The 22,334-nt window shown below is 41.4% G+C and carries 20 protein-coding genes; 12 read left to right on the forward strand and 8 right to left on the reverse strand.

Annotated features, from left to right (window positions below):
- Positions 1-756 (reverse strand): reverse transcriptase domain-containing protein (locus tag FBQ94_RS14980; RefSeq protein ID WP_352246902.1); only part of this gene is annotated, 756 nt, incomplete at its 3' end.
- Between the two features lie 948 nt (positions 757-1,704).
- Between FBQ94_RS14980 and FBQ94_RS14985 the strand changes: the two genes are divergently transcribed.
- Positions 1,705-2,748 (forward strand): S1C family serine protease, encoded by a 1,044-nt coding sequence (locus FBQ94_RS14985; RefSeq protein WP_007221240.1) that lies wholly within the window; start codon positions 1,705-1,707, stop codon positions 2,746-2,748.
- Positions 2,749-3,023: 275 nt separating this feature from the next.
- The gene (locus FBQ94_RS14990) at positions 3,024-4,292 is read left to right on the forward strand and encodes a multicopper oxidase family protein (RefSeq protein WP_007221238.1); all 1,269 of its coding nucleotides are present in this window, start codon (positions 3,024-3,026) and stop codon (positions 4,290-4,292) included.
- A 609-nt stretch (positions 4,293-4,901) separates the two neighbouring features.
- Here FBQ94_RS14990 and FBQ94_RS14995 read toward each other — a convergent pair.
- From FBQ94_RS14995 to FBQ94_RS15020, 6 genes are all read right to left on the reverse strand, one after another.
- Complete coding sequence (locus tag FBQ94_RS14995) at positions 4,902-6,299, reverse strand: trypsin-like peptidase domain-containing protein (protein ID WP_285442229.1); 1,398 nt, start codon at positions 6,297-6,299, stop codon at positions 4,902-4,904.
- A 42-nt stretch (positions 6,300-6,341) separates the two neighbouring features.
- Positions 6,342-8,786, reverse strand: coding sequence for a DUF4340 domain-containing protein (locus tag FBQ94_RS15000; protein WP_007221236.1), 2,445 nt, complete (start codon positions 8,784-8,786; stop codon positions 6,342-6,344).
- Positions 8,787-9,106: 320 nt separating this feature from the next.
- Positions 9,107-10,807 carry a GldG family protein gene (locus FBQ94_RS15005; RefSeq protein WP_007221235.1) on the reverse strand — a complete coding sequence of 567 codons (1,701 nt, stop codon included), beginning with the start codon at positions 10,805-10,807 and terminating at the stop codon, positions 9,107-9,109.
- Positions 10,804-11,514 (reverse strand): ABC transporter permease, encoded by a 711-nt coding sequence (locus tag FBQ94_RS15010; protein ID WP_007221234.1) that lies wholly within the window; start codon positions 11,512-11,514, stop codon positions 10,804-10,806. Before FBQ94_RS15010 ends, FBQ94_RS15005 begins: the two co-directional genes overlap by 4 nt.
- Positions 11,515-12,459, reverse strand: coding sequence for an ABC transporter ATP-binding protein (locus FBQ94_RS15015; protein WP_007221233.1), 945 nt, complete (start codon positions 12,457-12,459; stop codon positions 11,515-11,517).
- A gap of 365 nt (positions 12,460-12,824) precedes the next feature.
- Positions 12,825-13,091 carry a DNA-directed RNA polymerase subunit omega gene (locus FBQ94_RS15020; RefSeq protein ID WP_007221232.1) on the reverse strand — a complete coding sequence of 89 codons (267 nt, stop codon included), beginning with the start codon at positions 13,089-13,091 and terminating at the stop codon, positions 12,825-12,827.
- A 245-nt stretch (positions 13,092-13,336) separates the two neighbouring features.
- Between FBQ94_RS15020 and cysK the strand changes: the two genes are divergently transcribed.
- The 6 genes from cysK to FBQ94_RS15050 all read left to right on the forward strand — a co-directional run bounded on the left by cysK (position 13,337) and on the right by FBQ94_RS15050 (position 18,382).
- Positions 13,337-14,266 (forward strand): cysteine synthase A, encoded by a 930-nt coding sequence (cysK, locus tag FBQ94_RS15025; protein ID WP_007221231.1) that lies wholly within the window; start codon positions 13,337-13,339, stop codon positions 14,264-14,266.
- Positions 14,266-15,000 (forward strand): serine O-acetyltransferase, encoded by a 735-nt coding sequence (cysE, locus tag FBQ94_RS15030; RefSeq protein ID WP_007221230.1) that lies wholly within the window; start codon positions 14,266-14,268, stop codon positions 14,998-15,000. The genes cysK and cysE overlap by 1 nt, the downstream gene beginning before the upstream one ends.
- 64 nt (positions 15,001-15,064) lie before the next feature.
- The gene (locus FBQ94_RS15035) at positions 15,065-15,838 is read left to right on the forward strand and encodes a DUF72 domain-containing protein (RefSeq protein WP_007221229.1); all 774 of its coding nucleotides are present in this window, start codon (positions 15,065-15,067) and stop codon (positions 15,836-15,838) included.
- Positions 15,839-15,915: 77 nt separating this feature from the next.
- Complete coding sequence (locus FBQ94_RS15040; RefSeq protein ID WP_007221228.1) at positions 15,916-16,152, forward strand: hypothetical protein; 237 nt, start codon at positions 15,916-15,918, stop codon at positions 16,150-16,152.
- A 16-nt stretch (positions 16,153-16,168) separates the two neighbouring features.
- Positions 16,169-16,963 (forward strand): 3-hydroxy-5-phosphonooxypentane-2,4-dione thiolase, encoded by a 795-nt coding sequence (gene lsrF, locus FBQ94_RS15045; protein ID WP_007221227.1) that lies wholly within the window; start codon positions 16,169-16,171, stop codon positions 16,961-16,963.
- A gap of 366 nt (positions 16,964-17,329) precedes the next feature.
- The gene (locus tag FBQ94_RS15050) at positions 17,330-18,382 is read left to right on the forward strand and encodes a zinc-dependent dehydrogenase (RefSeq protein ID WP_007221226.1); all 1,053 of its coding nucleotides are present in this window, start codon (positions 17,330-17,332) and stop codon (positions 18,380-18,382) included.
- Positions 18,383-18,528: 146 nt separating this feature from the next.
- Here the strand turns inward: FBQ94_RS15050 and FBQ94_RS15055 are convergent, their stop codons facing one another.
- Positions 18,529-18,891, reverse strand: a complete 363-nt coding sequence (locus FBQ94_RS15055) for a hypothetical protein (RefSeq protein ID WP_285442230.1) — start codon at positions 18,889-18,891, stop codon at positions 18,529-18,531.
- 578 nt (positions 18,892-19,469) lie between these two features.
- Between FBQ94_RS15055 and FBQ94_RS15060 the strand changes: the two genes are divergently transcribed.
- The 4 genes from FBQ94_RS15060 to FBQ94_RS15075 all read left to right on the forward strand — a co-directional run.
- Positions 19,470-19,631 (forward strand): rubredoxin, encoded by a 162-nt coding sequence (locus tag FBQ94_RS15060; RefSeq protein ID WP_040543610.1) that lies wholly within the window; start codon positions 19,470-19,472, stop codon positions 19,629-19,631.
- Between the two features lie 63 nt (positions 19,632-19,694).
- Positions 19,695-20,903, forward strand: coding sequence for a M20 family metallopeptidase (locus FBQ94_RS15065; protein ID WP_007221222.1), 1,209 nt, complete (start codon positions 19,695-19,697; stop codon positions 20,901-20,903).
- Positions 20,904-20,961: 58 nt separating this feature from the next.
- Positions 20,962-21,891: a hypothetical protein gene (locus FBQ94_RS15070; RefSeq protein WP_007221221.1), complete on the forward strand. Its 930-nt coding sequence runs from the start codon at positions 20,962-20,964 to the stop codon at positions 21,889-21,891.
- 106 nt (positions 21,892-21,997) lie between these two features.
- Positions 21,998-22,334 (forward strand): hypothetical protein (locus tag FBQ94_RS15075; protein ID WP_285442231.1); only part of this gene is annotated, 337 nt, incomplete at its 3' end.

A 22,334-nucleotide genomic window follows, 5' to 3' on the forward strand; every position in this document is an offset into this window, starting at 1 on the left:
ATCTGCGCTCCGAATATATTCAAGATTGTAGTATCCATTGCGGCGGGTTACCTCCCGTGCCCGCTCCATCATCTCATCCACTTCGTTGAGGTAAAGGTTTGACAGCAGCGGCGATATGATCCCGCCCTGCGGCACTCCCTTTTTCCCGTTTGCCTTAAGGATGAGTTTTACCAGATGCATGATATCATCGTCCTGCACCCGCCGGGCTAGCTTCTCCAACAGCAGGTGATGCCTTATGGTGTCGAAGTATCCGCTCAGGTCTACATCCACCACTCTCGTAAGGCCATGCAGTATCCCTTTCGTCACTCTGTCGATTGCCTGATGTGCATGACGTTTGGGACGATAGCCATACGAGCAGTCCTTGAAGTCCGCTTCAAATATCGGTTCAAGTAAAAGCTTTAACGCTCCCTGCACTACCCGGTCTTTAACCGTCGGTATCCCAAGCATTCGGGTCTTTCCATTCCCTTTCGGTATTTCGACCTTCCTGTTGGGCAACGGTCGGTAAGTCCGGTTAAGGAGTTCCTGCCCTATCCCTTCCAGAAATCCCTCAACCCCCTCTGCCCCGATGTCCTCAAAACTCTTTCCATAGATTCCGGGTGCACCATCGTTGGCCTTTGCCAATCGATAGGCTTCTCTCAGGACTTCTTTCTTGCAGACATGACAGTACAGTCCCCAAAACCTCCAGTGCTTCTCGGCCTTCGCCTTCCTGTATATCTTTCTCCTCAGTTCCTGCAGACTTAGGGAAGCCTTTGTCATTCTTCCCTGCTTTACCTCCGTAGAAAGATTTAAGACACAGCAGTGTCCCTTCGCTCCGGCAAGGTTGTGCTTCCTTGCCATCCTCGCTACTACGGACTCATCCGCCACCCTCTTGTCTGTCAGCCCATTTCGCCGTGAGACTTATAGGGCTTACCTCGTTCCTGATATTTCTCTCAGGGACAAGGAGGGCTTCCCCAGTTGATACCGCTCTTTTCTATCCGTGTCGCCGCTGATACCCCGCCACCGTTCTTTTCCCTATTAGCCAGTTTAGGTTAGTGAATTCCGCCTTCGCCTAAAATTGACAGGCTCGGCCAGTTAGAAAGCGGTACCCTTCCCTGGGCACGCCAATTTTGTAAATTAAACCCCTATATTTTGCATGGTCGATAGCTCACAGCGTTTTCACGGTTAAACGCATAGGGAAATATTCCACATTGAGGGTTCAGGTTATAAACCTGAACCCGCCCAGGGGTTTTTAGATAACTCCAGACCTGGTGGCACGGACAAACCATGTGTCTGTGCTTATTGCTTATTTACCTCTACGTACATGGATATGGATTACAAAACACTGACAAACAAAGCTTGTCAGCGCCACCCCTGGAACCGGCTTACAGAGCATGAATCTCCTTATATATGCTATATCTCAAATGATTCTAGACACAAAATTAAGGTTTTGGGATGGCCTCTAAGCTATATAAAGTTGTCATTCCCGTTCCCGCTTCTCCGGAATCTATCATTACTATACTATCTCACCCATTATGGAGGATAAACGGCAACTGTTTCATTTTCCCATAATAGGTTCTTACGTTAAGGATAGAAAATTTGACAAACAATACATTTCCCATATAATTGAAATTAAATACGAAGAACTGTTTTGATGGGTTCGCTTCGCTTAACCCATCCTACAGATTAATTTGAATTAAAAAATAAAATTTTAAGAGGAAAGATAATATGAAGCCTCTTTTTCAAACTATATCATCAGATGAGATCAAGCCTGATGGTTTGCAGATATCTGAAATCTCTCCTCCGGCAGATGAAGAACTTCTTGATACATATTCAAAAGCCGTTGTTAGTGCGTCAGAGAAGATCATCCCATCAGTGGTGAATATTAATGTTCTTCAGTTGTTAAATGGCCGGCAAGCAGTGCATCCACGTATGTCACAGCAAATGGTTGGCAGCGGCTCGGGGTTTATTTTTACACCGGATGGTTTTATTCTTACGAACAGTCATGTCGTACATAATGCCAGTCAAATTGAAGTAGCGCTCTCGGATGGCCGCCGCTTTTATGCAGATATGATCGGTGATGATCCTGATACGGATCTGGCAGTTATTAGGATTCAAGCCCCCGACCTGACATATGCGCATTTGGGTGATTCGCGGTCTATTCGTGTAGGCCAACTTGTAGTTGCCATTGGTAATCCCTATGGCTTCCAATGCACTGTCACTACTGGCGTGATAAGTGCACTCGGACGCTCTCTCCGGTCACGCTCAGGAAGGTTGATAGATAGTATTATCCAAACCGATGCGGCGCTGAATCCGGGTAATTCAGGTGGTCCACTCATTAACTCCCGTGGAGAAGTAATTGGAGTTAATACCGCTATCATCCAGGGTGCGCAAGGTCTTTGTTTTGCTATCGCGGCTGACACAGTAAAATTTGTTGCAACACGGCTTATCAGGGATGGAAGAATCCGACGTGGCTACATTGGCGTAGCAGGACAAAATGTCTTCCTCCATCGCCGCCTGGTACTCTTCCATAATTTAGTTACAGAGAGCGGCGTGCTAGTCATTGCTATCGAGAAGAATAGCCCTGCACAAAAAGCAGGTTTGCTTGAAGGGGATGTAATCATAGGCGTTGATAATCAACCGGTCAGGAGTATAGATGATCTGCACAAACAGCTTACCGAACATCGGATTGGCGTGAAGTCGTTACTTACCATTATCCGGCGTTCCGATAAGCTCATTCTCGAAATTATCTCGGAGGAATCTTTACATTAGGTTGGTTTTAAAAAGACAAAACCCAACGACTTTTTACCCACCCCTAACCCCTCCCAAGAGGGGAATAAAAGCCAGTCCTCGACCCGATCGGGGAAATTCCCCTCTTGGGAGGGGTTAGGGGTGGGTTTATTCTCCTGTAGAAATGCAAAATCTTGCATCTTACGTACAGACGTAAAACCTCGCGTCTCTACAATTGAGGTAGGGGTGTGTTAACGCATTATGAAAAATTTTAAAATCCCTATACATCTTTTGATCATTACCAGAGAGAAATTACCATGATTACCCGACGCAAAATGATGCTTTCCAGCGCCGCTGCACTATTAACCGGTGGCGTCTCACTATTATTAGGACGTAAGCAGCTCACGGCTACAGACACACCGGATACAATTCCCATCAAATCCTCTCAGAAAGGCCTGTCCTACATCCCCGTAGTTACACCTAATGGAAGCACACTTCCCTGGAAATGGGACAATGGGGTGAAGGTCTTTCATGTAACTGCGGAACCAGTCAAACGGGAGTTTGCACCAGGAATGATTGTCAATTGCTGGGGATATAACGGACAAACACCAGGCCCTACGATTGAAGCGGTGGAAGGCGACCGTGTACGCATATTCGTTACCAATAAGCTTGAGGAGCATACGACTATTCACTGGCACGGCGTACTTCTGCCCAACGGGATGGATGGTGTTGGCGGATTAAACCAAAGGCAAATTAAACCTGGTGAGACATATGTTTACGAATTTACCCTTCGTCAGCATGGTACACAGATGTACCATCCGCACGCGGATGAGATGGTGCAAATGGCAATGGGAATGGAGGGATTTTTTATCATACACCCAAAGGAGTCAGAGCAGCCAAGGATTGACCGGGACTTCTGCATATTTCTCCAGGAATGGTTTGTTGAGCCGGGAACCAGTACCCCAAACCCCAATATCATGACCGATTTTAATCTCTTCACATTCAACAGTCGCATATTCCCCGGTACAGCGCCTTTAGTAGTCCGTCTCGGAGAACGTGTTCGCATCAGATTCGCAAACTTAAGTATGGATTCTCACCCAATCCATTTGCATGGTTATAAATTCATGATTACTGGTACGGACGGTGGTAAAATTCCCCTATCGGCGCAATGGCCTGAAACCTCGGTTAATGTTCCTCCAGGCACTACACGTGATATAGAATTTGTTGCCGATGCGCCAGGGGATTGGGCTTTCCATTGCCACAAGAATCATCATGTCATGAATGCCATGAGCCATGATATACCAAACATGATAGGAGTGAAACAGAAAGGGGTTGAAGAAAAGGTGCAAAACCTGCTGCCGGACTATATGGCTATGGGAGAGAGTGGAATGGCAGAAATGGCTGACATGAACATGCCGATTCCAAGAAACACCATTCCCATGATGACAGGAAAGGGACCGTTTGGTAATATTGAGATGGGTGGTATGTTTACCGTAGTAAAAGTACGTGAGAATATTACCAGGTATGAGGATCCGGGTTGGTACCAGCATCCAAAAGGAACAGTAGCGTGGAAAGTAAATACATAACCAAAGAGAAATTCTTGTTCATGCCTGAAATTTATCCCTCATTGCATCGTAATGACATTGGGTAGCAGGGTAAACCCTATATGCATCAAGCTAACATGTGTAAAAGGTGGAGAATAATAAACCACCCGTAATCCCCCTTGATCCCCCTTTAAAAAAGGGGAAAATCCCTTGTTCCCTCTTTTCTAAGCTCATCCCTCTTTCCCCCCTTTTTTAACTTATCCTTACCCACATCTTTAGAATACCATGAAGAGATGTCTCGCCGGGGTTGTCTCTCTGGAAATTTTTATTCTCTGTAAACCTATTTCTGGGTGGCACTGACAAACTCTGTTTGTCAGTGTGGTATATTCCCTATCCACGTGTGTACTTAAACAACACGGACAAACAAGTTTGTCCGTGCCACCCTGTTTAGTCTTGCCACAATACTTAAATTAGTAGCTTGTTCCCAGACTCAGTTTGGGAACAAGTCGGAGTCGAATAGCGTTTAGCTCGATGCATAGGGGGTATCACCCCCATGATTTTGTGCCATATTCTGACTGGCAGAGTTTGCCAGTGCCGCCCAAATCGGGCTAAGCAATTTTCATTTTGATGCAATTGCCCTGCTATCTGGTATTAACGGACCTTTATTCTGGCGTAACCCTGATGTTCACCAAATTTATCTGACCAGACCATACCAATCTCCCAGATGTCTCCCTTTTTCATAACTTTCAGCAAGGCGCCCAATTCTTCTACATCATTAATTCGATACTGGCCAACATAGATAAGCACCTGACCAGCCTCAATCCCAATACTTGCAGCCGGACTATTCTTTTGCACATCAGTAATGAGCACACCGCTCTTAACCCACCATAAATTCAATTGCTTTGCAAGTTGAGGAGTTAAATCTTGTACATACAGACCCAACTTCTCAAGCGCATGCTTCTCTATAGGCGGAAGCGGCGCCTTCTCCAGGGTAATATCTACCGTGAATTCACGTCCGCCACGATTAATATTGATATAGAGTTTATCTCCTACATTCTTTTTGAGTATATATTTTTCAAAATCAAGAATGTTTAGGATCTCTTTGGAATCTATTTTAGTAATATAATCCCCGGTTTTGATATTTGCCTTATATGCAGGGCTCTTAGGTTCAACTGATGAAACCACTATCCCCTTCGAAGTATCAGCTTGTTCTTCTACCTGTACCCCAAACCATATTTTGTTGAGCTCCCGGAAATTGAAGAGTTTGACAAGGGTTTCCCTTACCTTATCAACTGGAATGGCGAATCCAATACCTTGCGCCTGATTTACGATTGCAGCGTTAATGCCAATAAGCTCCCCATCTATATTAATGAGCGGCCCCCCGCTATTCCCCGGATTAATCAACGCATCTGTTTGGATGAGGCCATTATAATTAATTTCTCCATATTCACTATTGAAGGTAATGGTACGGTTCTTTGCACTGAGCACCCCGGTGGTAACTGAATTTTCCAAGCCAAAGGGATTCCCTAACGCTATGACAGTTTCACCGATCATAAGGTCCTTGGAAGTGCCCATTTTTACATAGGGAAGCGGCGTCGGTGAATTTATTTTTAATACGGCGATATCGCTGATCGGGTCAGAGCTGATCATGGTAGCTTCAAAATCCTGTCCGTTTGATAACCTCACCTTGATTTTAGACGCACGACTTACCACATGTTCATTGGTAACAATGTAGCCGTCTTCATCAATAATAACACCGGAACCTAACGGTCTTTCGATCGTCTGCTTTTGGCTTTGGCCAAAAAACTCATTGAAATATTGCTCAAAAAATTCACTCCTCGATCCAAAATACGGATCTACATGCCTTTGAGCTATAAGCCTCTCGGTCCTGATATTGGCAACAGCCGGCCCTATCTTCTCAACTGCCATAACGACTGGTGTCTTGCGATTCGAGTTGAAAGAAGACTCAAGGGCAGGCGCCTTATCATATGTCAGAAGAATATAAACGAAACAAATACATAATGGCAGAAAGATAAGTATTTTTTTCATCTGAAAATACCTGATCTCCTTCATCATTTATGAAGGAAAATTTTAATGAATTCCTCCATGAGGAGAGCTATATGGTCTTCCATGTCCATGCGGACTGGCGCCCATAGGTTTTTCCTCAGGAATGATTTTTGCCGCATCCATAGACGCCTCATCTGTAGTCTCATGAATAACCGTGGTGAAGTCCTCTTCTTTTTTTATGAGTTTAGCCACCAGATCATTAGGAACCACATAAATATAGTCTGAATCTTTACTCTTCACGTAATACCCATAAGCATCCTTCTTCTTACCAACGAAAAGCACAGCATCACTGTCTCCCAAACCAATCGTGATAGTCAACTGAGGTTTATCCAGAGAAAATGGTTTCAGGCTTGCCGTTTTATATTGCTCAATATAGCTACCTTTTAACTCCGAAAGGTTGCGAATGTAGTAATCTACTTCTCTTCCTTGTACATCCTTCTGCTCATTTTTTAACTTCCAGACATTGTTTGTTTTTTCCAAATGGATAGCCTTGTCAGCGTAGTTAATAGTAAGCTTTTCTGCTGCCAGCCTCTCGAAATTAAGTATTTTGGTAGGTACCAGTTCTGCATCAAAGTTTCTGATTTTTGGCCAGGAAAGTTCGAATACCAGGTCGCTATCGCTAAACATACCGTATGAGCTTACCTTGTCATCCTCTGTAACCTTCTTACCGATGAGCAGAGTTCTTGTCTCTATAGTTTTTTCTGCAGACTCTTTTTCCTTCGTTGCAAGCTGAGATTTTTCATCCATCTCTTTATCTGCCTCTTGAGGCATTGGTTCTGTAATTTTTTCGTATGTTACGGAAACCTTGAGTTTTGGCTTATCCAAGCCAAAATTCATCAGATCCTTCGGCGCCTTTGTAACGTGCTTTTCTGCTTTTAAAAAGGAAAGGTCCCAGATAATCTGATTAATTGCTTCCGTGTCTGCTGCCGTCTGGATAGGTTGAGAGAGATTCCATACAACCTGACCTTCAGCATCCTTCTTGTTCGTTACGTCGCAAACAAAGGTACGATTCGGTTTTTCAATTACCAATTTTTTAACAAGATCCTTGTTAAAATCGCTTACGAGTCTGTCACGGAATGATAATAATGCATCTTCTATTTTATCGTAAAATTCTGCTGTAGGGACGGTATACACCGGTTCTTCTCCGACACGCTTCACATAACATTTGTCACCTTCAGGCAGCCTTTTACCAACATAAAACTTGGCTAACTCCTTGTCTTCTTCTTTGGTAACAGAAATCTCAAAGACAGGATCTTTCAGACCGTACGGGGATAAATCAGCCGGTTGGTCCGAAATAAAATCCTCAATTTCCAAGGTCTTAATTTTCTCAATAAAATTCTTAACTGTATCCTGATCTGCGTAAAGGTTAACGGGCTTTGTAATTACCCAGTCTAAATCCAAGGATTTTTCAATAACAATTACATCAGAAGCAGTCTTGATCTCCAGTTTATTTATACCATACGTTCCGATGGAATCAAACCTTACAACCTTCTTATCTCTCAAGTCGTTCGGCTTCCTGCTCAAATCTGCAAGTATGATATCTTTCAGGAAAAAGATGGTCGGCTCATCCATGCGTTTTGCATAGACCTTATTATCCAACGAATGTCCAAAGGAGACAGATTGCGTAGCGCCTTTTTCATTAATTGTGACTACATAACGCGGGTTATCCAGACCGTATTTAGCCAAATCAGATGAATCTTCGGTAATAAAATCGGTACTTTCAATCTGTAAATTTTTGAGTTTACCAATGATATCTTTAATCTTCTCCAAATCCGCAAGGTCACTAACCGGTTCAACAACCCGCCAGAAACTACCTTTCTTATTACAAACAATATTCGATTCGCTCGTTTTAATCTGTAAATTATCTACAGCTTCCTTATCAAAGGAAAACACCCATTTGCTTCTTAAATCGAGAATATTCTTGCTAACCTTATCGCCAATAGACCCCGGCACGACAACAACTTCATCGCTGGTATCAAGTTTAAGGTATACATTATCACCTGCAGCAAGTTTTTGGCCTATAAACACCGTATATTTATCCTTTGGTCCGGTTACCTGTATCTTATCGCGTTTTGCCGGAATACCTGTATACATGATAAGGGAGGTCTTCGGAACATCCAACCCATAATCTTTAAGATCAAACGGCTTGTCTCCTTCATCCTTGAAAGAACCTACCTTATTCATAAATTCAAACTCGGAAAGTATGCTATTTATTTCGGAGTTGTCTGCCCGGAGTTTCAAAGGCTCAACGATATGCCAGTAGTCATCCTCAGTCTTCTCCAAAAGAATCTTGCCGCTCTCGTTATTTAATTCAATCTTTTTAATCATAGACGACTTGAAATCAGGAATCACCTTCTTTTGCAGTCTTTCCCATTCCTCCTGAGGTAGTTGTTTCTTTTCATACAGGAAGATATACGAGATACCAATAACTGCGATAACTAAAAGGATAATAGTTGTTTTAAGTTTCATAGCTTAATACTTTCCTCCGACGTAGAATAAATATCGTGAAATTGAAACACTAATAAATCTCCATTGTTCTGTTTATAATATGTATCAACGAGTGCTTCACCCCATTCGGAATAACAATCATTGTCATTTCTGAAAGTAAGGTGGCAAAGAGCCTCAACGGTAAATTTCCTTTCATTAGGCCTTCGGCGACTTTTATCTCTTCGTAAGATGTAGGGGCAAGGCTTTTAGCCTTACCTCCCCCCGCCTGAATATATACACGAGGATAGCAACCCTGAAGGGTTGCCCTACAGAATTGAAATTCCTCAACGTTACAATATAAATTATCGACGCCTCTTCCACCAGACAACACTACCGACAACAATAGGTATAAGGGGGATTCCGGCAATTGATACCCAGAATATAACCTTCATCTGGATTGGATTAATCGTTGCCTTACGGAAATCTGGCGGCTTGGCAGAAATGCCTAATTGTGTTTCTTTCTTAGCCAGCCAGTTAACAGAATTACGGAACAGATCCATATTTCCCGGGTTTTCAACATATTCATTCGAGGCAAAATTCGTATCTCCAAAGACAACCAGTCGTGCGCCCTGCGGCTTAGCATTCGGATCGTTTGCCATTTGAGGATGTGATTGGGTTACGGCTTTCGGCAGTTCCTTAACCTGGGAGGCAATTGCCAGAGAAACCGGACCTTGCACATCAGTATCTATGTTGTACTCAGGTTTTTTCTGCCGTAAATCTGCAACATCAACCTCACCCCACGACCCTTCCGGTGCACGCATAAGCACAACAGCCTGATACGGCATTTGGTCATTAGCGGGCGCTGCATCAACAACACATGAGCCGAAAAGAATCGTATTATAACTCTTCAGATCATCGGTAATGACATGTTCTGCATATTCATCCTTACCGATATAGATTTCTGCAACGGTCTGAATACCAAAAAGAGGCATATTGACTTTGTTATATACAACAACATTATCACGCACAGCAACGCCATATTCTGCCAAAAGGGTTTTAAACCCTGTGGGAGTATTTGGGTCAATACCAGGCTCTAACATAAGCAGGAGTTTACCCCTCCCCTCAAGATAATTACGGATAATATTTAATTCCTCTGTCAGATAGGCTTTGGTTGGCCCTGCAACGATCAGCACATCGCAGTCATCCGGAATTTTTTTTGTGGTCAGAATATCGAGCGGAGCTATACGGCAATTATCACGTTTCAGAGCATTTGCAATCCCGGAAATTCCTGCACGGTCATAATCTTCAAAATGCCGTTCTCCGTGTCCTGTAACAAAGTAAACTGCCGTTTGCTTCTCCTGGGTAATATTCAGAATGGCTTCAGTAAAGGATTCCTCTCCTTTAAACTTAAACGGATATTGTCTTTCTATAACCTCATTTTGCGGTACATGTTTACTGTACTCACCGCATTCAAATACTACGGTATTCATTTGAAGATCATCAATCTTCAGGCGTTTTGCTAATTCTTCAACCTTGGTACGATTTCTTAAGGGATCAACGCTTTCTACCTTAATTTTATCTGAATGGTAAGCATACTCTTTCAGGATATCTACAATTTGTTCATAAAACATCTCACCAGGATTAAAGAGGGTGGTAATAATAATAGGTTTATCAAGATTTTTCAGTATATTCTTCGTTTTTGGCGAGAGAGAATATTTGCCGGTAAGGGTGAGATCAAAACGCTCATAATGCCGGTTATTTAAAAACCCAACAACTGCAAAGATGCAAGCAGCAAAAATTGACATGATAGCAACGTTGGTACCAACGAGCGCTTTTCTCTTAGACGCCTCAGTGGAGAACCATTTGTTTCTGATAGCCGCAGCGAGGCTAAACCCAATGATAACACCCCCGCCAATACCCATGGGTATGAGAGAGGACAATCCCCAGGCATTCAGGATTCTCGATATACCAAAACCTGCTACAACGGCAATAATACCTGCCAGTATAATATATCCACTAAACTGATCAAACCAATCATCCCTTTTTTTATTCAAAGTCCTCATCTCCATCTCCTGCTTTCGACAATACGTACAACAATAAATATGAGTAAAGCGGTAAAGCTGACATAATAAACTACATCCCTGGTATCTACGATTCCTTTTGTAAACGTATCCCAATGATCATAGGTACCAATGTATCTCAAAACATCATAAAACCATCCCTCACTTCCGGAACTTGCCAGGCCAATGACCAGCAGTATAAGGAGCGCAACAATTCCTATAACGGCTGCAACAATCTGGTTTTTCGTAATAGCAGATACCAGCAATCCGATAGATATAAAAAGTCCACCCATTAAGATCAGCCCAATATAGCTGGCAATAATTGCACCATAATCGGGGGAGCCTACCCATGCCAGGAATATGATGTAAAAAGCGGTTGGAGCAATCATGATATTGTAGAGTGCCCAGGCTGATAAGAACTTTCCAAATACTACCTCAAAATCGGTAATAGGGGCTGTCATCAGAGGCTCGATAGTCCCTGTCTTATTTTCTTCGGCTAATAATCTCATCGTGATAACAGGTGTCAGGATGGAAAGAATAAATTGTGTATAGGCGAAGCTGTATCGCAGCGTAGTTTCCTGGGTTATTCCAAGCATAATGGAAAAGAAATAACCCGAAAAGATCGTAAACACTGCAATTACAACATATGCAATCGGTGATAGGAAGTAGGAATTAATCTCCCTTTGAAATATAGTACCTACACTTGTCATTTATAACGTTACCTCCTGTTCTTGCGTAGTAATCTGATGAAATATCTCTTCTAATGTAATGGAAGCCTGTTTCATTTCACGAATAATTCCGCCATTCTTCACGACCGCAGAAAAGACATCTTCACGAACATCCATACCTTTTTCTGCCTCCAGTGTATAATGATTAATAGCGCCATTGCCGTGCCATATGATCTTTTTTACCCCTTGTACTTCCGAAAAGGCATTCTTGATTTTTTCTCCATTTCCACGAATTTCTAACGTAATATTGCTTCCGGCTCTTAGTTGGGTAGCCAGGTTTGAGGGTGTATCCATAGCAACGATTTTACCCTTATTAATAATAATAACGCGGCCACAAAGCATTTCAACTTCAGGAAGGATATGGGTGGAGAGTAAGATGGTATGTTTTTCACCTAATTCTTTTATCAGTTGCCTGACCTGCCGAATTTGATTCGGATCAAGTCCAATTGTTGGCTCATCAAGGATTAGGATCTTTGGATCGTGAACAAGGGTATCAGCCAAACCGACCCTCTGGCGGTAACCCTTGGAAAGAGTTCCAATAATCTGATGCTGCACATCGGTAATCCTGCATTTTTCAATCGATTCATCAATCTTTTTCTTCCGTTCACGGTACGGCACCTTCTTCAGTTTTGCGCGAAACGAAAGATATTCTTTCACCCGCATTTCAGGATACAAGGGCACATTTTCCGGCAAATATCCTATTTGCCTGCGCACCTGAACCGAATCCCGAAAGACATCGTAACCTTCAACCGTAACAGTTCCCGAAGTCGCTGGCATATAGCAGGTCAATATGCGCATGGTAGTTGTCTTCCCTGCTCCGTTAGGTCCCAAGAGACCTAAAATCTCACCCTGGTTGACTTCAAATGAGATGTCGTCTACTGCATACACGTTTGCATAACGCTTTGCCAAATGGTCAACTTTAATCATAATTACAGAATTCCCCCTTGTTTTAGTATCCTATAAAAACTTTTTCTCAGTAATTTTCAATCAGTCCTTTCCTAATACATAATTATGAGATATTTGGTTATGTTGGTTATGGACTTATCGCCTTATGAATTACATCGAGAAAACACAACCTTATTTTACGTTCATGAATTTAAAATATGGAATTAAACTTCTGTGTATTGTGGTGTAATAGTTTGGGCAGGTAAATTTATGATGTATTCTAAACAGATTAGGATTTTTTTCCTAACTACAATACCACGTATTTGTGTAATTTATCCCCTCGCATAATAAATTGTTTAGAAGAAGCGGCACATGATACTACTTTTATTGTTGTAGTGTAGTTACCATCAAGCCTCCGATTTCTCAGGAGTTCCTAAGAGTTTTTCAATCTTCTTTTGTTCTGAAACCTGAGGTGGCGGTGCGCCCCCTTCGTTGAGCCTAATCTTTCCTTGCATCAATTCTAAAAACGCAATCTGCACAGGGTCATCGATATTTGTTTCAATTAATATCGGAGCTTTTTTTACAATTTGCCTCGACCGGCTTATAATCAATGCGGTAAGCCGTAACGAACCACCGACCTGTTTCGCTAAATTATCAATATATTTATAGTTCACAATAACACCTTTAATAAGATATATGTTCCAAAAAATATATACAATTGTAAAATTTTTTTACATCTTAGCACAGACAACAATATTACCTAAAACCATATATACTATAGACAATTTTTTTTTTGTCAAGAAAAAACAAGGCACTAAAAATCTCTTGAGAAATAACCTCTGACTAGGTATCATAGTTGCTTTGTATCCTTAATTAATTAAGACATTTGCTTTATAGAGAATTTAATTAAGAGGAATATATGGCAAAAATATATGAAGACATCACCAAAACAATTGGCAATACACCATTGGTTAGATTAAACAATATTACTAAGGGATTGGAATCAACGGTTGTAGCTAAAATGGAATCATTCAACCCTATGGCCAGTGTAAAAGACCGTATCGGAATTGCTATGTTAGAAGCAGCAGAAAAAGCGGGGCTCCTTAAAAAGGATACAATTATCATAGAACCTACTTCGGGCAATACGGGTATAGCTTTAGCCTTCGTGGCCGCTGCAAGAGGCTATAAGCTGATTTTAACCATGCCGGACACCATGAGTATAGAGCGGCGGTCAGTGCTGAAGGCATTTGGCGCCGAAATAGTGTTAACGCCAGGAGCTGAGGGAATGAAGGGTGCTGTCAGCAAGGCAGAAGAATTGGTAAAAGATACCCCAAACTCTTTTATGCCGCAGCAATTTAAAAATCCGGCTAACCCGGAAATTCACAGAAAGACAACAGCAGAAGAACTATGGAATGATACTGATGGCAAGATTGATATCTTTGTGGGTGGTGTAGGGACAGGTGGAACAATTACCGGAGTGGGCGAGATTATTAAGAAGCGGAAACCCTCATTGAAAGTAATCGCCGTTGAACCTACTGATTCAGCAGTGCTCTCGGGCGGAAAGCCAGGCCCGCATAAAATTCAGGGGATTGGCGCAGGATTTATACCTGAAATCCTCGACAGGAAAGTAATCGATGAAATTATCACGGTCAAAAACGAGGAGGCATTTGCTCTGGCCCGTCAACTCGCACGAGAAGAAGGAATTTTAGTGGGTATCTCTTCCGGAGCCGCCGCCCATGCAGCATTACAGGTAGCAGCAAGACCTGAAAATAAAGGGAAACTAACGGTTGTCGTATTTCCTGACACCGGTGAGAGATATTTATCTACCGTTTTGTTTAAGGAATTTTAATGTTCAATCGCATGAAAGAGGACATTAATGCTGCCTTCCAAAATGATCCGGCCGCAAGAAGCAAGCTTGAAGTAGTTTTATGCTACCCAGGCGTACATGCCTTATGGCTGTATCGAATATCGCATTATCTTTGGGGAAAAAAATGGATTGTATTATCCCGTTTTATCTCTCATATCAGCAGATTCTTAACAGGAGTTGAAATACACCCGGCCGCCACAATCGGACATGGTGTATTTATCGATCACGGTATGGGCGTGGTTATTGGTGAAACTGCAGTAGTTGGAGATGGGTGTCTTATCTATAAAGGAGTTGTCCTCGGAGGTACAACTACAGAAAAGACAAAAAGGCATCCGGAACTGGGGAAAAAAGTTATCGTAGGCTCAAATGCGTGTATATTGGGCAATATAACGGTGGGAGATCATGTACGTATCGGATCGGGCTCTGTTGTTGTTAAAAATGTACCACCGTATTCGACTGTGGTCGGGGTACCAGGGAGAATTATTGAACAGAAAAAGAAAGAACATGATGCAGCATTAGACCATGGACAATTGCCAGACCCTATCGCCGAGGCGCTTAAAATCGTATTGGTTGAAAACCGCAAACTCAAAGAACGGATAAAAAAACTGGAAGAAAATTTACATATTTCGATAAAAGAAGACGATTACGTTTCTGAAACAGAATCAAAACTGATGACTATATTTATGAAAAATTATAAAGACGGGGAAGGAATATAACACGTTATCCGTTCAATCTTGACAATTCTGTAATAAAAAATTACGATTTGATAATTTTTGATGTATGAAGAAAGGCAAGGCATGTATAGGTACCAGTGGCTTTACTTATAAACACTGGGGGGATGGAGTATTTTATCCAGGGGAACTATCTAAAAGCAAGTGGCTGGAATATTATTCACAATTTCTTAAAAGTGTGGAATTGAATGTCTCCTTTTATCGCTTGCCTTCAGAAAATGCCTTCAAAAACTGGTATCGGCAAACACCGGATGATTTTTCATTTGCAGTAAAAGGAAGCCGGTTTATTACCCATATTAAAAGACTCAATGAAGTAGAAGCGTCATTAAAATTATTTTTAGGTAGAGCGAAGTTTCTCAAAGAAAAATTATCAATAGTATTATGGCAATTGCCGCCTACGTTCACGATACATATCGATAGGTTATTCAATTTTGTATCATTATTGAGAAAATTGAGTACCATCCCCTTTGTATTTGAATTTCGGAATGAGAGTTGGTTTTGTGAGGATGTGTATCGTATATTGGAGAATGCTCATATAGCCGTATGTATTGCTGATTTTCCGAAATTTACCGGACACACCCCTATAGTAACTGATTTTGTGTACCTCCGGCATCACAGGGCAAAGCAATATTCTCATAAGAACTGCTATTCCGATGATGAACTACAAACTGATTCCAAAAGAATAAAAGCATGGTTGAAAGAAGGGAAAGATGTATTTGTCTACTTTAACAATGACGAGGCTGGCTATGCAGTAAATAACGCTATCACCCTTTCAAAACTGATACAAAAAGATATTGAGAGAAATAGTAATTCTAACACTTAGTAAATTTTTACTTGATACACCAGTACTTTTTGTTACCTGTATTTTTTTCTTAGTTCTCCTCTGTAAAGGATATGCCTATGTCAATCAAAGGATATGTAGATTATAAACGGCGGGAATTCTGTAATGATATAAAATGTTCAGTGCAAATGGACCTGAATGCACAAAAGGAAGGTTCTTCTGAATATGAAAAGATCAGGGATATTTGTAAAACACATTGCAAATATACCACCTATCAGTTCCATCATTGGCTGATAGGAAAAGGATATTTAATTGTGAGACCTGAAAAGTCACATAAAAATTGTTCACACTGTTAAAGGGAGGAATAAAACAATGCCTTGGGGAATGAAGAATCGCTTATCTCAACTTATAAAACCAAACGGCCGATGTATGTTTTTACCAATTGACCATGGATATTTCCAGGGTCCCACTACTAACCTGGAAAAGCCGGGCAAGACTATTCAACCCATTCTTGAATACAGCGATGCCCTTTTTTGCACCCGCGGGGTATTACGTTCGTGCATAGATCCGGTAAATAGCAAACCCATTATCCTTAGAGTATCCGGATGCACAAGCATGGTTGGTGAAGACCTGGCGAACGAAAGTCTTACCACTTCCCTAGAAGAGGCTGTTCGTTTAAACGCCTCTGGTTTAGGTATTTCCGTCTTTATCGGCAGTAAATATGAACACCAAACCTTGTTAAATCTATCAACATTAGTAAACGAAGCGGAAAGGTATGGTATTCCCGTAATGGCAGTTACGGCTGTTGGAAGAGAAATGGAAAAGCGTGACGCCCGTTACCTCGCGCTCTGTTGCCGTATTGCAGCAGAATTGGGCGCCCGGGTCGTAAAAACTTACTGGTGCGAGAATTTTGAAAAAGTTACGAATGGATGCCCTGTACCTGTCGTCATGGCAGGTGGACCAAAAGTAAACTCAGACCTTGAGGTATTTGAGTTTGTTCATGATGGGATGCAAAAGGGATCTATTGGTGTGAATTTAGGAAGGAATATCTGGCAAAATGAGTACCCCGTAGCCATGATCAAGGCTTTACGCGCTATCATCCACGAGAATGCAACGGCAAAACAAGCAAATGACATCTTTAATGCAGAGAAGAATAAAAAGAAATAGTGAATATCTTATAAAGTATGAGAAAGTCTGGTAAGCATCACTGGATAGTGCCGGTTAAGATGTTGCTTACTGATACTGCTCATTGTCATTGTTCACTAATATAATCTATTAATTTAATTGAGCCTTCGGCGACTTACCTACAAATTTTTCCCTCCCTTGATGGGAGGGACTAAGGGAGGGTGCTCTGCTTGCTTGTCCACCCCCACCTAACCTCCCCCATCAAGGGGGAGGAACTCTTTGTTTGAATTTCCTATGCATTAAATTAGGTCTTTGGCGACTTTTGTTTTTTATAAAACCGTAGGGCAAGGCTTTACAGGCTGTCCGAGAATTCAGATTTAATCAGATTGGAGATTAAAGGGAAACACTATGCGCGTAGCAATGTATTACAACAACAGAGATGTTCGAATTGAAGAGATGCAAACCCCTCACATTGGACCGGGTGAATTATTAGTAAAGGTAATAGCCAGTGGTATTTGCGGAAGTGATGTAATGGAATGGTACCGTATTAAAAAGGCACCTCTCGTACTGGGACATGAAATTGCCGGTGAAGTAGTGTCCGTTGGAGAAGGAGTGAAGCATTATAAAGTAGGTGATCGGGTAACCGTGGCTCATCATGTCCCCTGCAATACGTGTCATTACTGCCTGAATGGCCATTATTCGGTATGTGATACCTTGCGCACTACAAATTTTTATCCTGGTGGTTTTTCCGAATATATTCGTATTCCGCACATCAATGTTGATCGGGGTACCTTTGTTTTGCCGGATGAGGTTTCTTTTGAGGAAGGAACCTTTGTTGAGCCTTTAGCCTGCACCCTCCTTGGGCAAAGGAAGGCAAAATTACGTGCAGGACAAAGTGTGCTCGTTATCGGCAGCGGCATATCCGGACTCCTTCACATTCAATTAGCACGCGCGCTGGGGGCCGGACAAATTTTTGCGGTTGATATTACTGAATATCGCTTAAGAATGGCACAACAATCCGGAGCTGACCATGTAATTCACGCAAAAGAAGATGTTCCCGCCTATCTGCGTAAAACCAATAACGGACGCCTGGCTGACTTGGTTGTCGTATGTACAGGGGCCACTGCAGCCATAGGACAGGCATTAAACTCTGTGGAACGGGGCGGGACGATTCTTTTTTTTGCCCCAACAGAACCAAATGTCTCAACTCCCGTAAACCTTTGGGACCTCTGGCGTAATTGTAACTCTCTTGTCATGTCTTATGCCGGGCCACCGGATGATATGGCTACAGCCATTGAACTAATCCGTGCAGGCAGGGTAGCAGTACGAGACTTAATTACCCATAGGCTAGGTCTTTCCGAAACAGCTACAGGCTTTAAACTGGTTGCCGAGGCAAAGGATTCCATAAAAGTCATTATAGAACCTCATGATCAGAGAAAAGGTGGATTCGCTATCGCTTAACCCACCCTACCGCAAACCCGCTTAATGAAAATTCCTATACAATTGCGTTAGTTTGTTTCTCTTTAGATTGAGAACTTATAACTCAACCTGTAATAGACTCCATGTGTTTTTTCCATGATTATTTACTTTCTTCACGACAAAAGTCGTTAGTTAGATTTTGGTACAGAATCCTTAAATAGCTTATCTTTCAAAGCCTTTAATGGTATCTTCAACTTCACAGCAACCTTACCCTCTGTGCATTTTATATATTTTACGGTAAGATATGATAAATAACGACTATTTACAATCTTGTTATCCTTAAGCGCAGGGATTTTATTTAAGTGGCAAGTAAGCAATCTTGTCTTTTCCGCATCTTTATCAAACTTCAGGAATGGAAATTTCAAGTGAATAAGATTCAGAAACGGTTTATAATAAAACGGCTTAAGATTAAGTACTTTAAATGTTACCGATCTTGTATTTTCATTGAATTCACATGAATCGTAGTTAAGTACAGCTTCAATATTTGACACGTTTAGTATGAAATATCCATTGAGCAATTTAATTGACTGAACTTGTGTAAAGTCTTTCATGCACTTATTGAGGAAATTCTCGCTTAAACAGAATTCTCCCTTTATGAGACCCTTTATAGTGTCACGTAATGATCTACTCTTTTCCCCTAATTTATATTTCTTAAAATCCATAATTTGTCGGCTCACGCTTATTCATATAATCTTCTTTTATACATCCACACGAAATATCGTGTATAGCTTACTCAAAGGCAAGGCCAAAGGAATTACCTCTTTTTTCCATCATTTTCATCTATTACCTTTATAGTCCTTTATTTGCTGATACTTGTCAAACACAAATTTTATAAATTTCTTCATACTTTTTCTCATATCTCTTTCATTTGCAATGATTACTGTTATCTCATATGTAAGTCTATACAAAGATATATGGCGGGTATAAAAAGCTTGCAAAAGGAAGTTTTTTACATTGTAATACGGTTATCAATATAACCGTACTGTATTAACTATGTGTAGAGAACAATGTCCCTGACCGGTACAACATATTGAAATCCCAAATTCAAATGATCCAGAGAACAAGAAATATGTCAAAAGCAGAATGCATAATATGCCGTTACACCTATGACCCTAAAAGGGGAGATCCAAAGAAAGACATCAAGTCCGGAACAGAATTTGAGAATTTACCAGCGGACTGGGTATGCCCAATCTGTGAATCAAAGAAAAACTTATTTGATAAGCTTGAATAATTCTGTTTACACTACAACATTTTAAAATCCTTAAAGTCTACTATTACCAGAGGAAATACTGTTATGGGAAAATATGCTTCAAATAATTCTATAAATTATGTGAAGGAATACATGCAAAATGAGGAAAATAAGATCGTTGAACTCGCCGTTAAATTAATCAATAAGAAAACCGAAAATCCTCCCGGGAATGAAGCCCTCGCTGTTGAAGTTATTGAGGATTTTTTTAAATCATTACAAATCCCATATACCATTTTTGAAAAGGTAAAACACCGAGCAAACATCATTGGATACATAGGTCGTAAGGAAATCACATCATCTATCCCTACTTTACTTGTTGCATGTCATTTAGATGTTGTGCCAGCCGGCGATGATTGGAAGAGGGATCCCTTTGAAGCATGGATAGAAAACGGACGAATCTACGGCAGGGGAGCCTCTGATAATAAAGGGCAGATGGCCGCCATGATGGCTGTTGCACGATTTCTTAAAGAGAACGAATCTAAACTGAAAGGCCGGTTCTTATTGATCGGCGTTGCTGATGAGGAACGAGGTTCTGCGTTAGGACTGGAATATTTATTGAACGAATGTGGCATTAGCGCGGACTTTGCTATCATTCCCGATGTCGCACATAATATGCAGATAATCGATGTAACTGAAAAAGGCACGTTGTTCTTGGAGATCGTCTCCCATGGTAAGCAGGCGCATGGTTCAAGACCAGAGATGGGGATAAATGCGATATGGAACATGATCATCTTGCTCGATAGGATAAAACAATTAAAGTTCAGACAAACCTCGCATCCACTCCACTCTCCACCTACTTTGAATCTTGGCTCTATCCATAGTGGAACAGCGCCTAATATCGTGCCTGCTCTCTGTAAAGTACAACTGGATATTCGCTATTTACCCGGCGATTCATCAGACACTGTTGTGAACGATATAAAAAATATTATGAAGGAAGTTGAGGCGCTATGCCCTGCACGATTTGATGTAAAAATCATTTCTGATCAACCTCCCACTGCTGTCCCCACCGATAATTTACTCGTGGAATTAATCTCAAAACATGCGCAATCCATTTTAGGTACTCGTCCACAACCAAAAGGATTATCTGGCGCAACTGTAACAAAACAGCTTATCCAAAAAGGTATAATAGCTGTTGGATTTGGACCCGGCGATGTGGCCGAAGCACATGCTACAAATGAATCAATTGATATTAAAGAATTGGTTGACTTTGCAAAAATTATGGCCTTAATTTCCCTTGATATATTAGCTCAATAAAATTATCAGATACCTCGTGAATGTAAGAACAAGATATTGTTACATCATAATATGTTTTATGGTACTGGGTAGTTGCGTAACTATTGAAGCAAACGATAGTTCTCAGCTCAAAGAGCAGGAAATTACCCTGAAGAACGCTTCTCTTGTCGTTACGTATGAAATCTGGAGATGTATTCGTAAACAAGGGATTAAGGAGGATGCTACAGATCTGATACAGCATGGAGACGAGCAATTTATCCGTATCGATGAAATCAAAAACACAGAAGACAGGAATGATCGGAATGAGCTGTATATAGCTTTCCGGGCACAGGAGGTTAACGGATTGCCTGGCTCTTATATATTGAGATTGGGAATTAAACATCGGGACCCATTAATACACGGATATCTTTTTATCGATCAGGCAAGACTCATAGAAAGAAACAAAAGTTATCTTTTTGAACTTAAGGCTAAAGCTATTGGCCAAATCGAAGCTGGTCTTCTTTATGGCAGACAACCACAGTTGAAAACCAGCCTTTTCTCATGCCCGGAGGCTGAGCTATTCGAGCCTTATACAGTAACATTTTTAAAGACGCATGAGATTAAGCAATCTTTGAAAATTGAATCTAAAGTAATCAATGAGGAATGGGATGAGATACATATAGTTATAGATCCTTCCCTGCTAAAAGAAGCCAAGTTTATCGATGAATGTGAGGAACTCTTAGATACCTTAGATAAAGAATTTTCTTCTTCTCAGGATTTTGTTTTTTTATGGGACAAATCAAAGGTTATGAGCAATTTAGAAGATATCATCTTATCTACGGAGCAAAGAACAAAGTTAAAATACCATATCTTAATGAAGATCACGTACAAGAATACGAGAGAAGAAATAACCAGGAACGGAACCTCGTTTATTCCTCAATTAAGGCAAAATATTTCTGTTAAAGAACCGAATGGCAAAGTTGTAGGGGGAGAAATCCGGATAGGTGTTGAACAACTGGCTGATAAGTAAGAATTATTGTATTGTAACTAAAAATAGTCATACTTTTTGCGCTGTCTCAAAATCCTTGCAAAGGTTTGTGTTCCCCGTTTCTCTCCGTTTCCTCTGAGAGTGTCACATGATCACAACCATACCCTATTTCCAGTATCTTCTCGTCAAACCGTACGTGAGGTTTTCCCTCATACGGCTTTCCTGCTCTCTTCTCAACAAGGCATTATCCACCGTTGGAGAAGTTCCTGCCTTATTCTCCCTTTTTGCCAGTTCCTGGAAAAGAATCTTGCCTTCACCTCACATTGACAGGCTCGGCCAGTGGTTCTCATTTGTTACGAGGCTACTTCTCCGTTCACATTCGTTACAACCCGGAGAGTTGCTCACCCGCCTTAGAGCGGCCTTTGTCGATGGGCTTCAGAAGGTAACGTTTCCCTCACCCCCTGCCATCCTGGCTACATGGCTTC

This window comes from Candidatus Jettenia sp. AMX1 (assembly GCF_030263775.1).
Classification (GTDB): Bacteria; Planctomycetota; Brocadiia; order Brocadiales; family Brocadiaceae; genus Jettenia; species Jettenia caeni.

Coding starts and splice junctions, on each gene's coding strand:
- FBQ94_RS15035 (WP_007221229.1), top strand. CDS start 15,065: ATGAAGAAAGGCAAGGCATGTATAGGTACCAGTGGCTTTACTTATAAA.
- FBQ94_RS14995 (WP_285442229.1), bottom strand. CDS start 6,299: ATGAAAAAAATACTTATCTTTCTGCCATTATGTATTTGTTTCGTTTAT.
- FBQ94_RS15010 (WP_007221234.1), bottom strand. CDS start 11,514: ATGACAAGTGTAGGTACTATATTTCAAAGGGAGATTAATTCCTACTTC.
- FBQ94_RS15065 (WP_007221222.1), top strand. CDS start 19,695: ATGGGAAAATATGCTTCAAATAATTCTATAAATTATGTGAAGGAATAC.
- FBQ94_RS15060 (WP_040543610.1), top strand. CDS start 19,470: ATGTCAAAAGCAGAATGCATAATATGCCGTTACACCTATGACCCTAAA.
- FBQ94_RS14990 (WP_007221238.1), top strand. CDS start 3,024: ATGATTACCCGACGCAAAATGATGCTTTCCAGCGCCGCTGCACTATTA.
- FBQ94_RS15000 (WP_007221236.1), bottom strand. CDS start 8,786: ATGAAACTTAAAACAACTATTATCCTTTTAGTTATCGCAGTTATTGGT.
- cysE (WP_007221230.1), top strand. CDS start 14,266: ATGTTCAATCGCATGAAAGAGGACATTAATGCTGCCTTCCAAAATGAT.
- FBQ94_RS15050 (WP_007221226.1), top strand. CDS start 17,330: ATGCGCGTAGCAATGTATTACAACAACAGAGATGTTCGAATTGAAGAG.
- FBQ94_RS15015 (WP_007221233.1), bottom strand. CDS start 12,459: ATGATTAAAGTTGACCATTTGGCAAAGCGTTATGCAAACGTGTATGCA.
- FBQ94_RS15070 (WP_007221221.1), top strand. CDS start 20,962: ATGGTACTGGGTAGTTGCGTAACTATTGAAGCAAACGATAGTTCTCAG.
- lsrF (WP_007221227.1), top strand. CDS start 16,169: ATGCCTTGGGGAATGAAGAATCGCTTATCTCAACTTATAAAACCAAAC.
- FBQ94_RS14985 (WP_007221240.1), top strand. CDS start 1,705: ATGAAGCCTCTTTTTCAAACTATATCATCAGATGAGATCAAGCCTGAT.
- FBQ94_RS15005 (WP_007221235.1), bottom strand. CDS start 10,807: ATGAGGACTTTGAATAAAAAAAGGGATGATTGGTTTGATCAGTTTAGT.
- cysK (WP_007221231.1), top strand. CDS start 13,337: ATGGCAAAAATATATGAAGACATCACCAAAACAATTGGCAATACACCA.
- FBQ94_RS15040 (WP_007221228.1), top strand. CDS start 15,916: ATGTCAATCAAAGGATATGTAGATTATAAACGGCGGGAATTCTGTAAT.